Source organism: Streptomyces sp. NPDC000134 (assembly GCF_042899225.1).
GTDB lineage: Bacteria > Actinomycetota > Actinomycetes > Streptomycetales > Streptomycetaceae > Streptomyces.
In genome coordinates, this window is the sequence record NZ_JBIAZN010000035.1 from 1 (window position 1) to 11,728 (window position 11,728).

12 protein-coding genes are annotated in these 11,728 nt (G+C 72.9%); 9 read left to right on the forward strand and 3 right to left on the reverse strand.

Annotated features, from left to right (window positions below; translation table 11 throughout):
• The 4 genes from ACFY32_RS32955 to ACFY32_RS32970 form a co-directional block, all read left to right on the forward strand.
• Window positions 1–621 (forward strand): flavodoxin-dependent (E)-4-hydroxy-3-methylbut-2-enyl-diphosphate synthase (locus ACFY32_RS32955; RefSeq protein WP_390676236.1); only part of this gene is annotated, 621 nt, incomplete at its 5' end.
• Between the two features lie 99 nt (window positions 622–720).
• Entirely contained in the window at window positions 721–1,569 is an 849-nt protein-coding gene (locus ACFY32_RS32960; RefSeq protein ID WP_390676237.1) for a GNAT family N-acetyltransferase, read from the forward strand.
• 89 nt (window positions 1,570–1,658) lie between these two features.
• A complete protein-coding gene (locus ACFY32_RS32965) occupies window positions 1,659–2,192 on the forward strand; it encodes a GNAT family N-acetyltransferase (RefSeq protein WP_359203912.1) in 534 nt (177 codons plus the stop codon).
• Between the two features lie 83 nt (window positions 2,193–2,275).
• A complete protein-coding gene (locus ACFY32_RS32970) occupies window positions 2,276–3,976 on the forward strand; it encodes a proline--tRNA ligase (protein ID WP_390676238.1) in 1,701 nt (566 codons plus the stop codon).
• Between the two features lie 34 nt (window positions 3,977–4,010).
• On the opposite strand, the gene ACFY32_RS32975 is transcribed toward ACFY32_RS32970, so the two are convergent.
• The 3 genes from ACFY32_RS32975 to ACFY32_RS32985 are packed head-to-tail and all read right to left on the reverse strand — an operon-like array spanning window position 4,011 to window position 5,931.
• Window positions 4,011–4,910 (reverse strand): aminoglycoside phosphotransferase family protein, encoded by a 900-nt coding sequence (locus ACFY32_RS32975; protein ID WP_390676239.1) that lies wholly within the window; start codon window positions 4,908–4,910, stop codon window positions 4,011–4,013.
• A 41-nt stretch (window positions 4,911–4,951) separates the two neighbouring features.
• Window positions 4,952–5,413, reverse strand: a complete 462-nt coding sequence (locus ACFY32_RS32980; RefSeq protein ID WP_359203921.1) for a ferritin-like domain-containing protein — start codon at window positions 5,411–5,413, stop codon at window positions 4,952–4,954.
• Window positions 5,410–5,931, reverse strand: a complete 522-nt coding sequence (locus ACFY32_RS32985) for a hypothetical protein (protein ID WP_359203923.1) — start codon at window positions 5,929–5,931, stop codon at window positions 5,410–5,412. The genes ACFY32_RS32980 and ACFY32_RS32985 overlap by 4 nt, the downstream gene beginning before the upstream one ends.
• A 206-nt stretch (window positions 5,932–6,137) precedes the next feature.
• Here ACFY32_RS32985 and rimP point away from each other — a divergent pair, with 206 nt between their 5' ends.
• From rimP to ACFY32_RS33010, 5 genes are all read left to right on the forward strand, one after another.
• Complete coding sequence (rimP, locus tag ACFY32_RS32990) at window positions 6,138–6,656, forward strand: ribosome maturation factor RimP (protein WP_359203926.1); 519 nt, start codon at window positions 6,138–6,140, stop codon at window positions 6,654–6,656.
• 2 nt (window positions 6,657–6,658) lie between these two features.
• Complete coding sequence (gene nusA / locus ACFY32_RS32995; RefSeq protein ID WP_359203929.1) at window positions 6,659–7,654, forward strand: transcription termination factor NusA; 996 nt, start codon at window positions 6,659–6,661, stop codon at window positions 7,652–7,654.
• 101 nt (window positions 7,655–7,755) lie between these two features.
• The gene (locus tag ACFY32_RS33000) at window positions 7,756–8,031 is read left to right on the forward strand and encodes a YlxR family protein (RefSeq protein WP_359203932.1); all 276 of its coding nucleotides are present in this window, start codon (window positions 7,756–7,758) and stop codon (window positions 8,029–8,031) included.
• A 145-nt stretch (window positions 8,032–8,176) separates the two neighbouring features.
• The gene (infB, locus tag ACFY32_RS33005) at window positions 8,177–11,287 is read left to right on the forward strand and encodes a translation initiation factor IF-2 (protein WP_390676240.1); all 3,111 of its coding nucleotides are present in this window, start codon (window positions 8,177–8,179) and stop codon (window positions 11,285–11,287) included.
• Between the two features lie 129 nt (window positions 11,288–11,416).
• Window positions 11,417–11,710: a DUF503 domain-containing protein gene (locus ACFY32_RS33010; RefSeq protein WP_359203938.1), complete on the forward strand. Its 294-nt coding sequence runs from the start codon at window positions 11,417–11,419 to the stop codon at window positions 11,708–11,710.
• Window positions 11,711–11,728 lie beyond the last annotated feature (18 nt).

Genomic DNA, 11,728 nt, shown 5'->3' on the forward strand with positions numbered 1-11,728 from the left:
GAGCACGATTTCCGGGACATCAAGATCTCGGTGAAGCACAACGACCCGGTGGTGATGATCGAGGCGTACCGGCAGCTCGCGGCCCGGTGCGACTATCCGCTGCACCTGGGGGTGACGGAGGCCGGTCCGGCGTTCCAGGGCACGGTCAAGTCGGCCGTCGCTTTCGGGGCGCTGCTGTCGCAGGGGATCGGGGACACCATCCGGGTCTCGCTGTCGGCTCCGCCGGTGGAGGAGGTCAAGGTCGGCAACCAGATCCTGGAGTCGCTCAACCTCAAGCAGCGCGGTCTGGAGATCGTCTCCTGTCCGTCCTGCGGCCGGGCCCAGGTCGATGTCTACAAGCTCGCCGAGGAGGTCACCGCGGGTCTCACCGGCATGGAGGTCCCCCTGCGGGTGGCCGTCATGGGCTGTGTCGTCAACGGTCCCGGCGAGGCCCGCGAGGCCGATCTGGGCGTGGCCTCCGGCAACGGCAAGGGGCAGATCTTCGTCAAGGGCGAGGTCATCAAGACCGTCCCCGAGTCCAAGATCGTGGAGACGCTGATCGAGGAGGCCATGAAGCTGGCCGAGCAGATGGAGGCCGACGGCGTCCCCTCCGGCGAGCCCTCCGTCGCGGTCGCCGGCTGACCCTCCCCCCTACCATCGCGCCGTCCCCCGGGGGCGGCGCGACACATGGCAGGCGGGTACAGTGCGGAGATCAGCAGACCTTAGGGTGAGGCCCCGCACGTGTTGACGCAGACCACCTCCCGGGTCCTCGAACCGGGTGACCTGGACGCCGCGCTCGCCGTCCTCGACCGCGAGCCGGTCACGAACGCCTTCGTGACCTCCCGGGTGCGGATCGCCGGCCTCGACCCTTGGCGGCTCGGCGGCGAGATGTGGGGCTGGTACGAGGACGGCATGCTGACCTCCCTGTGCTACGCCGGCGCCAACCTCGTCCCCATCTGCGCCACCCCGCGCGCCGTGCGCGCCTTCGCCGACCGCGCCCGCCGGGCCGGCCGCCGCTGCTCCTCCATCGTCGGCCCCGCCGACGCCACCGCCCTGCTCTGGCGGCTCCTCGAACCCACCTGGGGCCCCGCCCGCGAGGTCCGCCGCCGCCAGCCCCTCATGGTCACCGACCGGACCTCCGCCGAGGTCGCCCCCGACCCCTACGTCCGCCGCGTCCGCAAGGACGAGATGGACCAGATCCTGCCGGCCTGTGTGGCGATGTTCACCGAGGAGGTCGGCGTCTCCCCGCTGGCCGGCGACGGCGGCCTGCTCTACCAGGCCCGGGTCGCCGAACTCGTCGGCTCCGGCCGCTCCTTCGCCCGCTTCGACCACACCGGCAAGGTCGTCTTCAAGGCCGAGATCGGCGCCGCGACCGACCGCGCCTGCCAGATCCAGGGCGTCTGGGTCGCCCCCGAGCACCGCGGCCGGGGCCTCGCCGCCCCCGGCATGGCCGCGGTCCTGCGCTACGCCCTCAGCGACATCGCCCCCGTCGCCAGCCTCTACGTCAACGACTTCAACACGGCGGCCAGAAGGACGTACCGCAGGGTCGGCTTCGAAGAGGTGGGCGCCTTCATGAGCGTCCTGTTCTGAAGTCGCCCCGGGGGCGCGGAGAACCGGGCGATCAGCCACGAGGCACCCGCACCCGGAAGTCACCACGAACCCCCCTGTAGGCTCCCCGCATGGACGCAGTGATCGGCCCCCTGGACCTCACCACCCACGTAGACCAGGCCCTGGCCGTCCAAGCCGCGGCGTTCGGCCTCGGCCCCGACGAGGTGGCCGTCCGCCGGCAGATCGTCCTGCGCCACATGACCTACCCGGGCGCCCGCGCCCTCGGCGCCACCGCCCCCGACGGCCGCCTGGCCGGCTTCGTGTACGGCATGCCCAACGACCGCGTCCACTGGTGGTCCACGGTCGTCGAGCCCTACCTCCGCGCCCAGGGCAACGACGCCTGGCTGGACGACTCCTTCGTCATCACGGAACTGCACGTCCACCCGGATCACCAGAACCTCGGCGTGGGCCGCGCCCTGATCACCACGATCACCGACGGCGCCGCCCAGCCCCGCTCGATCCTCTCCGCGATCGACACCGACAGCCCCGCCCGCGGCCTCTACCGCTCCCTGGGCTACACCGACCTCGCCCGCCAGGTCCTCTTCCCCAGCGCCCCGAAGCCGTACGCCGTGATGGGCGCCCCGCTCCCGCTGCTGCGGCGATGACGCGTTAACCGATTTCCGCGACCTGGGACCGCCCGGCTAACCTCGTTCGTCATCACCCTCACGCAGCAGGAGATACGAGAGCCATGGCGAACGCACCGGTCCAGCGCATGTCCAAGTTGTTGGCGAAGACGTTGCGCGACGACCCGGCGGACGCCGAGGTCCTCAGCCACAAGCTGCTGGTCCGCGCCGGCTACGTCCGCCGTACCGCCGCCGGCCTGTGGAGCTGGCTGCCCCTGGGCAAGAAGGTCCTCGCCAATGTCGAGCGCATCGTCCGCGAGGAGATGGACGCGATCGGCGCCCAGGAGGTGACGCTCCCGGCCCTGCTGCCCCGCGAGCCCTACGAGGCCACCGGCCGCTGGGACGAGTACGGCCCCGAGCTGTTCCGCCTGAAGGACCGCAAGGGCGGCGACTACCTGCTCGGCCCCACCCACGAGGAGATCTTCACCCTGCTGGTGAAGGACCAGGCGTCCTCCTACAAGGACCTGCCGGTCATCCTCTACCAGATCGCCAACAAGTACCGCGACGAGGCCCGCCCCCGGGCCGGCATCCTGCGCGGCCGCGAGTTCCTGATGAAGGACTCCTACTCCTTCGACACCGCCGACGAGGGCCTCGCCGAGTCCTACGCCCTGCACCGCGCCGCCTACCAGCGCATCTTCGAGCGCCTCGGCCTGGACTACCGGATCTGCGCCGCGACCGCCGGCGCCATGGGCGGCTCCAAGTCCGAGGAGTTCCTCGCCCCGGCCGAGGCCGGCGAGGACACCTTCGCCGACTGCCCCAACTGCGACTACGCCGCCAACACCGAGGCGATCACCTACGAGCTGAAGCCCGTGGACGCCTCCGGCGCGCCCGCCGCCGAGGAGATCCCCACCCCGGACACCCCCACCATCGAGACCCTCGCCGCCTCCCTCGGCGTCCCCGCCTCCGCCACCCTGAAGAACCTCCTCGTCAAGGTCGACGGCGAGATCGTCGCCGTCGGCGTCCCCGGCGACCGCGAGGTCGACATGGACAAGGTCGAGGCCCACTTCGCGCCCGCCGCCGTCGAACTGGTCACCGCCGAGGACTTCACCGGCCGCCCCGACCTGGTCCGCGGCTACGTCGGCCCGCAGGGCCTGGACAAGGTGCGGTACCTCGCCGACCCGCGCGTCGCCCCCGGCACCGCCTGGATCACCGGCGCCAACAAGCCCGACACCCACGCCAGGAACGTCGTCGCCGGCCGTGACTTCGAGGTCGACGAGTACGTCGACGTCGTCGTCGTGCAGGACGGCGACCCCTGCCCCAAGTGCGGCACCGGCCTCAAGCTGGACCGCGCCATCGAGATCGGGCACATCTTCCAGTTGGGCCGCAAGTACGCCGACGCCCTCAAGCTCGACGTCCTCGGCCAGAACGGCAAGCCGGTCCGCGTCACCATGGGCTCCTACGGCATCGGCGTCTCCCGCGCGGTGGCCGCCCTCGCCGAGCAGCACGCCGACGACAAGGGCCTGATCTGGTCCAAGGAGGTCGCCCCGGCCGACGTGCACGTGGTCGCCGCCGGCAAGGCCCTCCAGACCGAGCTGGCCCTCGACGTCTCCGGGAAGCTCTCCGCCGCCGGCGTCCGCGTCCTGGTCGACGACCGGACCGGGGTCTCCCCGGGCGTGAAGTTCACCGACGCGGAACTGATCGGCGTCCCCCAGATCCTGGTCGCCGGCCGCCGCGCCGCCGAGGGCGTGGTCGAACTGAAGGACCGCCGCACCGGCGAGCGCGAGGAACTGACGGTCGAGGAGGCCGTCGCCCGCCTCACCGCCTGAGGTCCGCGGGGCCCGTCCGGCCGCCGGACGGGCCCTACAGCCAGCCCGCGAACTCCAGCAGCAGCTCCGCGTCCCCGGCCCGGCCGACCCGGCCCGCCCGGACGCCCGACTCCACGGCCCGGAACAGCGTCCAGCCGCGCAGCCGCTCCCGGTCCACCTCCAGCGACTCCGCGAGCCGCTTGATCCGGCGGCGGGTCGTCGCGGCGCCGGACAACTGGGCGATCAGGTCCTCCACCCGGTCGCGGACCAGCCGGGCCAGATCGAACGCGGGCTCGCCCACCACCGGGTCGGGGCCCACCGCCAGCCACGGCACCCGGTCCCCGGCGAGCACCTTGCTCTGCCGGAACGTGCCGTGCAGCAGCTTCTCCTCCGGCGGCGCGGCCAGCAGCTCCTCGCGGGCCGCCAGCGCCGCGTCCACCAGCGGCGCCAGCGCCGGATCGGCCTCCGCGTCCGCCCGCATCGCCGCCGCCTGCCGCCCGGTCCGCTCCGCGACCGTCTCGAAGGGGTGCCCGGCGGGCGGCTCCACCCACAGCCTCCGCAGCGTCCCCGCGGCCTCCAGCAGCGCCCGCGCCTCCGGCAGCGACCGCACCGAGACGTCCGGACGCAGCTTCTCCAGCAGCAGCTCGCCCTCGACGGGGCCCTCCTCCAGCAGGCGTACGGCGCCCCGGCCGGCCCAGTGGGCCAGCGCGGCCCGTTCGCTCTCCGGCCGGGCCCGGGGCGGCGCCAGCTTCAGCACCGCCGGCGTCCCGTCGGCCGTGCGGACCAGCAGGACCAGGCTGCTGCGCCCGCCGGGCACCTGCACCCGCTCCACGGTCAACCCGCGTAGCTCCACGGCACGCCGGGCCGCCCCGGGCAGCCCGGCCAGCCAGTCGTCGCCTGCCGGTGCCGTCTCACCGAGCGCCCTGACCAGGCGCCCCGGCGGTTCGAAAGCCATGCGGAAGCCGTTCCCTTCCCGTACGGGACCTCGAGTACGTGTCACGCCGTCGGGGTCGCCGGAGCCGACGCGGTGCCGGCCCGCTCGGCGAGCCCAGGGAAGGCTACGCTCTCCCCGCGCCAGCGCACCGCCCGCACCGCGGCCTCCCGCAGCGCCTCGGCCGCCGCCGCCCGGCGGTCCCCGGAGGACGCCCGCACCAGGTCGGAGTAGACCCCGGCCACCCGGTCCTCCAGTTCCGCCGCCAGCCTCACCGCCGCCGCCGGGTCCTCCACCGCGAACGGCAGCGCGTACCCGGCCGCCGACGCCACCGGCTCGCCGCCGAGGGCGCGCACCGTGCGCCCCAGCGCGTCCCGGCGGGCGCGGTGCGCGTCGTACGCCGCCAGCGCCTGCGTACGCCGCTCCTCGCCGATCCGGCCGCCGACGACCCCGTAGCCGTAGACCGCCGCGTGCTCGGCGGCCAGCGCCGCCTGGACGGCCGTCAGTTCGCCCTTGCCGCCGCTCATGCGTCCCCCTCCGTCAGCAGATACACGTGCGCCGCCCCGGCCGCCGCCACCGAGGCCAGCAGCCGGGCCGTCTCGCCCGGCAGGTCGAGCAGCGCGGCGGTGCGCCGGCCGGCCAGCTTCCGCTCGGCGGCGGCGAGCCCGGCGAGCGCCTCCCGCTCGGTCGCAGGCACCGCCGCCCGCTGCTCGCCCGGCCCGGCGGCGCGGGCGGAGACGGACGGTGACGCCCCGGTGGAGGCGGCGAACGCCTTCGCGTGCCGGAGCACCTCGTCGCGCAGCGGGCGCAGACGCGCGGCCAGCCCCGGGTGCGCCGCGATCACCGCGTCGTACCGCTCGGCGAGCCGCTCGCTGTCCCGGGCCGCACGCACGCGTGCCCGCTCGGCAGTCGCCGCGGCGGCCGGCGAGGAACCGGAACCGGGGCCGCCGGAACAGCCGGCGAGCAGCGCGCCCCCGGCGGCGGAGGCGAGCAGAATCCTTCTGCGCGGTCCCGAGGGCGGGCGCGACGAGGGAGAAGAGGGCACGGCGGACGTCCTCGGCAGACTCGTACGAAAAGCGGCGGAGAGCGGGGCGGGCCAAGGCCCGTGATCACGGTACCCGGGCCGCCGCCGGGCAGCACTCAGCGGCACCGCCGGGCCGGGTGGACGGCAACACCCTCCGCGACCGGATACCCTTTGACCTGACACGCGCACCGTCCCACAACAGCACACGCGGCCGAGGAGTCACCCGGATGAGCACCACCCAGAGCGAGAGGCTGCGAGCACTGCTGGAGCCGCTGGTCGCCTCGCAGGGACTCGACCTGGAAGAGATCGCGGTGGACTCGGTCGGACGCAAGCGCGTGCTGCGGGTGGTCGTCGACTCCGACACCGGGGCCGACCTGGACCGGATCGCCGATGTGAGCCGCGCGCTCTCGGCGAAGCTGGACGAGACCGACGCCATGGGCGAGGGCGAGTACACCCTCGAAGTGGGCACCCCCGGTGCGGAGCGCGAGCTGACCGAGCACCGTCACTACGTACGCGCCGTCGGCCGCCTGGTGCGGTTCCGGCTCACCGCGGGCGAGGACCTGGTCGCCCGCGTCCTGACCGTGGACGACGACGGCGTGGATCTCGAAGTACCCGGCGTGAAGGGCCGCAAGGCCACCGCCCGCAGGCTCGCCTTCGCCGACATCGCCAAGGCCCGGGTCCAGGTCGAGTTCAACCGCAAGGACACGCAGGACCAGAAGGACTTGCAGGAAGAGGAGGAGGCGTAGCCGTGGATATCGACATGAGTGCCCTGAGGGGCTTGGTACGGGAGAAGGAGATCTCCTTCGACCTGCTGGTCGAGGCGATCGAGTCGGCCCTCCTCATCGCCTACCACCGCACCGAGGGAAGCCGCCGGCACGCCCGCGTGGAGCTCGACCGCACCAGCGGACACGTGACCGTGTGGGCGAAGGAGGACCCCGACGACCTCGAAGAGGGCCAGGCGGCCCGCGAGTTCGACGACACCCCGTCCGGTTTCGGCCGGATCGCCGCGACCACCGCCAAGCAGGTCATCCTGCAGCGGCTGCGGGACGCCGAGGACGACGCGACGCTCGGCGAGTACGCGGGCCGCGAGGGCGACATCGTCACCGGCGTGGTCCAGCAGGGCCGCGACCCGAAGAACGTGCTGGTGGACATCGGCAGGCTGGAGGCCATCCTGCCGGTGCAGGAGCAGGTCCCGGGCGAGACCTACCCGCACGGGATGCGGCTGAGGTCGTACGTGGTCCGGGTGGCCAAGGGCGTGCGCGGTCCGTCCGTGACGCTGTCGCGCACCCACCCCAACCTGGTGAAGAAGCTGTTCGCCCTGGAGGTGCCGGAGATCGCCGACGGGTCCGTCGAGATCGCCGCCATCGCCCGTGAGGCCGGTCACCGCACCAAGATCGCCGTCAGGTCGACCCGCTCGGGACTGAACGCCAAGGGCGCCTGCATCGGCCCCATGGGCGGCCGCGTCCGCAACGTGATGGGCGAGCTGAACGGTGAGAAGATCGACATCGTCGACTGGTCCGACGACCCGGCCCAGATGGTGGCGAACGCCCTGTCGCCGGCCCGGGTGACCAAGGTCGAGGTCGTGGACATGGCGGCCCGCTCCGCGCGGGTGACCGTCCCCGACTACCAACTGTCGCTCGCGATCGGCAAGGAGGGCCAGAACGCCCGCCTCGCCGCCCGGCTGACCGGCTGGCGGATCGACATCCGCCCGGACACCGAGCAGCAGCAGCCGTCGGGGGAATAGATCCAAGCCGTCCGGCGCTGAGATCACGACAGGTTTCGGGCGACGAGTGTTCGATTCTTGCCCCACAGGGGTGAGGTCGTCGCGGGGAGGTAGACTTAGGAGTGTCTGGCCGGACGCATGCTCGTGCCTGCCCTGAACGCACCTGCGTGGGGTGCCGGGAGCGAGCGGCCAAGACCGGTCTGCTGCGCATCGTGGCGATCGGAGGTGAATGCGCCCCCGATCCTCGCGGTACGCTGCCCGGCCGGGGTGCGTACATGCACCCCACCCAGGTCTGTCTCGACCAGGCGGTACGCCGCCGGGCGTTCCCGAGGGCACTGCGCGTCCCGGGACCGCTCGACGTAAAGGCGTTGCGCCACCACGTCGAGCAGACACAGTAAGACGTGCCGCACGGAACCCCGTGCGGCTTGGTACCTCGCGAGTCGAAAGCAGGTCGAGATTGCGATGAGCACTCGATGAGTACGCGATGAGTACGCCCATGAACTAGCGACGGTCCGGACGCAACCCGGACCTCAAAGGAGCGAAGTGGCTAAGGTCCGGGTCTACGAACTCGCCAAGGAGTTCGGTGTCGAGAGCAAGGTCGTCATGGCCAAGCTCCAGGAACTCGGTGAATTCGTCCGTTCGGCGTCTTCGACGATCGAAGCGCCCGTCGTACGCAAACTGACTGACGCCTTCCAGCAGGGCGGTGGCAACGGCAGGTCCGCCGCCAAGCCCGGTGCCCCCCGGAAGGCCGCCCCCCGTCCCGCCGCGCCGTCCCCGGCGCAGGCAGGCACCCCCCGTCCGGCCCAGTCCGCGGGGGACCGTCCGGCCGCCCCCCGGCCGCCGGCCGCACCCAAGCCCGCGGCTGCGCAGCAGCAGCCCGCGGCCCCCTCGGCTCCCGCGCCGGCCGCCGGCCCGCGCCCGACGCCGGGTCCCCGGCCCGCGCCGCGTCCGGCCCCGGCCGCGCCCGAGTTCACCGCGCCGCCGTCGGCTCCGGCTCCGCAGGCCCCGGCCGCTCAGGCCCCGGCCCAGACCGGTCCCAAGCCCGGCGGTGCCCGTCCCGGCGCTCCCAAGCCCGGCGGCCGCCCCTCCGGCGGTCCCGGTCAGGGTCAGCAGGGCGGCGGCGGCCAGGGCCGTTCCGGCGGTGCCCGTCCCGGCGCCCAGGCGCCGCGTCCGGGTGCCCGTCCGTCCGGTCCGCGCCCCGGCAACAACCCCTTCACCTCCGGCGGCAACGCCGGCATGGCCCGTCCGCAGGCCCCGCGCCCGCAGGGCGGCGCGCGTCCCGGCCCCGGCGGTCCCGCCGCCGGCGGCGGTCCCCGTCCGCAGGCCCCCGGCGGCCAGGGCGGTCCCCGTCCCCAGGCTCCGGGCGGCAACCGTCCGAACCCGGGCTCGATGCCCCGTCCGCAGGGCGGCGGCGCGGGTCCCCGTCCCGGCGGCGGTCCGCGTCCGAACCCCGGCATGATGCCGCAGCGTCCGGCTGCCGGTCCCCGCCCCGGCGGCGGCCCCGGCGGCGGTCGTGGTCCGGCCGGTGCCGGTCGTCCCGGTGGCGGCGGCGGTCGTCCGGGCGGCGGCGGCTTCGCCGGTCGTCCCGGCGGCGGTGGCGGTGCCGGTCGTCCCGGCGGCGGCGGCGGTTTCGCCGGTCGTCCCGGTGGTGGCGGCGGCTTCGGCGGTGGCGGCGGTGGCCGTCCCGGCTTCGGCGGCCGTCCCGGCGGTCCCGGTGGCCGCGGTGGCACGCAGGGCGCCTTCGGCCGTCCCGGCGGTCCCGCGCGGCGCGGTCGCAAGTCGAAGCGGCAGCGGCGCCAGGAGTACGAGGCCATGCAGGCCCCGTCGGTCGGCGGCGTGATGCTGCCTCGCGGCAACGGCGAGACCATTCGCCTGTCGCGCGGTGCCTCGCTCACCGACTTCGCGGAGAAGATCAACGCCAACCCGGCGTCGCTCGTCGCGGTCATGATGAACCTCGGCGAGATGGTCACCGCGACCCAGTCCGTCTCCGACGAGACCCTCCAGCTCCTCGCGGGCGAGATGAACTACGAGGTTCAGATCGTCAGCCCGGAGGAGGAGGACCGCGAGCTGCTCGAGTCCTTCGACATCGAGTTCGGCGAGGACGAGGGCTCCGAGGAGGACCTGGTCGTCCGTCCGCCGGTGGTCACCGTCATGGGTCACGTCGACCACGGCAAGACCCGGCTGCTGGACGCCATCCGCAAGACCAACGTCATCGCGGGCGAGGCCGGCGGCATCACCCAGCACATCGGTGCCTACCAGGTCGCGACCGAGGTCAACGACGAAGAGCGCCGGATCACCTTCATCGACACCCCGGGTCACGAGGCGTTCACCGCCATGCGTGCCCGTGGTGCCCGGTCGACGGACATCGCGATCCTGGTCGTCGCGGCCAACGACGGCGTCATGCCGCAGACGGTCGAGGCGCTGAACCACGCCAAGGCGGCCGACGTGCCGATCGTGGTCGCGGTCAACAAGATCGACGTCGAGGGCGCCGACCCGACCAAGGTGCGCGGCCAGCTCACCGAGTACGGGCTGGTGGCCGAGGAGTACGGCGGCGACACCATGTTCGTCGACATCTCCGCCAAGCAGGGTCTGCACATCGACTCCCTGCTGGAGGCCGTGGTCCTGACCGCGGACGCCTCGCTCGACCTGCGGGCCAACCCGAACCAGGACGCGCAGGGCATCGCGATCGAGTCCCGTCTCGACCGCGGCCGCGGTGCCGTGGCGACGGTCCTCGTCCAGCGCGGCACCCTGCGGGTCGGCGACACGATGGTGGTGGGCGACGCCTACGGCCGCGTCCGCGCCATGCTCGACGACAACGGCAACAACGTGCCCGAGGCGGGCCCGTCGACGCCGGTCCAGGTCCTCGGCCTGACCAACGTCCCGGGCGCCGGCGACAACTTCATCGTGGTCGACGAGGACCGTACGGCCCGTCAGATCGCGGAGAAGCGCGCCGCCCGCGAGCGCAACGCGGCCTTCGCCAAGCGCACCCGCCGCGTCTCCCTGGAGGACCTGGACAAGGTGCTCAAGGCCGGCGAGGTCCAGCAGCTCAACCTGATCATCAAGGGTGACGCTTCTGGTTCCGTCGAGGCCCTGGAGTCCTCCCTGCTCCAGTTGGACGTCGGCGAAGAGGTCGACATCCGCGTCCTGCACCGCGGCGTCGGTGCGGTCACGGAGTCCGACATCGACCTGGCGATGGGCTCCGACGCCATCGTGATCGGCTTCAACGTGCGCGCCGCCGGGCGTGCCGCGCAGATGGCCGAGCGCGAAGGCGTGGACGTCCGGTACTACTCGGTCATCTACCAGGCGATCGAGGAGATCGAGGCGGCCCTCAAGGGCATGCTCAAGCCGGAGTACGAAGAGGTCGAGCTGGGCACGGCGGAGATCCGCGAGGTCTTCCGCTCCTCCAAGCTCGGCAACATCGCGGGTGTCCTCATCCGCTCCGGCGAGGTCAAGCGCAACACCAAGGCGCGCCTCATCCGCGACGGCAAGGTCATCGCGGAGAACCTCAACATCGAGGGTCTGCGTCGCTTCAAGGACGACGTCACCGAGATCCGCGAAGGCTTCGAGGGCGGTATCAACCTCGGAAACTTCAACGACATCAAGGTCGACGACGTCATCGCGACGTACGAGATGCGCGAGAAGCCGCGGGCGTGACCTGACACGCGACCGGGGCCGGTCGGCGGAGATTACTTCCGTCGATCGGCCCCGGCCGTTGCGTGTACGGTTCCCGTATCGGCGCAACCGCGCCCGTTACCCCGAACCGGCGGGACATCCGGAACACTCATGTACGTGGGGACGCTGTCCTTCGACCTGCTCCTCGGCGATGTCCACTCGCTGAAGGAGAAACGCTCTCTGGTCCGTCCGATCGTGGCCGAACTCCAGCGCAAGTACGGAGTGAGCGCGGCGGAGACGGATCATCAGGACCTTCACCGCAGGGCCGAGATCGGTCTCGCGCTCGTCTCGGGGGACACCGGGCACCTCAGCGACGTACTGGACCGCTGCGAGCGGCTGGTCGCCGGGCGGCCAGAGGTGGAACTGCTCTCGGTTCGACGCAGACTCCACGGCGACGAAGACTGAAGCAAGAAGCAAGAAACG

What these genes read in the sequence shown, in the direction of transcription:
- ACFY32_RS32965 (WP_359203912.1), top strand. Translation starts at nt 1,659, where the DNA reads ATGGACGCAGTGATCGGCCCCCTGGACCTCACCACCCACGTAGACCAG.
- ACFY32_RS32970 (WP_390676238.1), top strand. Translation starts at nt 2,276, where the DNA reads ATGGCGAACGCACCGGTCCAGCGCATGTCCAAGTTGTTGGCGAAGACG.
- ACFY32_RS32975 (WP_390676239.1), bottom strand. Translation starts at nt 4,910, where the DNA reads ATGGCTTTCGAACCGCCGGGGCGCCTGGTCAGGGCGCTCGGTGAGACG.
- ACFY32_RS32980 (WP_359203921.1), bottom strand. Translation starts at nt 5,413, where the DNA reads ATGAGCGGCGGCAAGGGCGAACTGACGGCCGTCCAGGCGGCGCTGGCC.
- rimP (WP_359203926.1), top strand. Translation starts at nt 6,138, where the DNA reads ATGAGCACCACCCAGAGCGAGAGGCTGCGAGCACTGCTGGAGCCGCTG.
- ACFY32_RS33010 (WP_359203938.1), top strand. Translation starts at nt 11,417, where the DNA reads ATGTACGTGGGGACGCTGTCCTTCGACCTGCTCCTCGGCGATGTCCAC.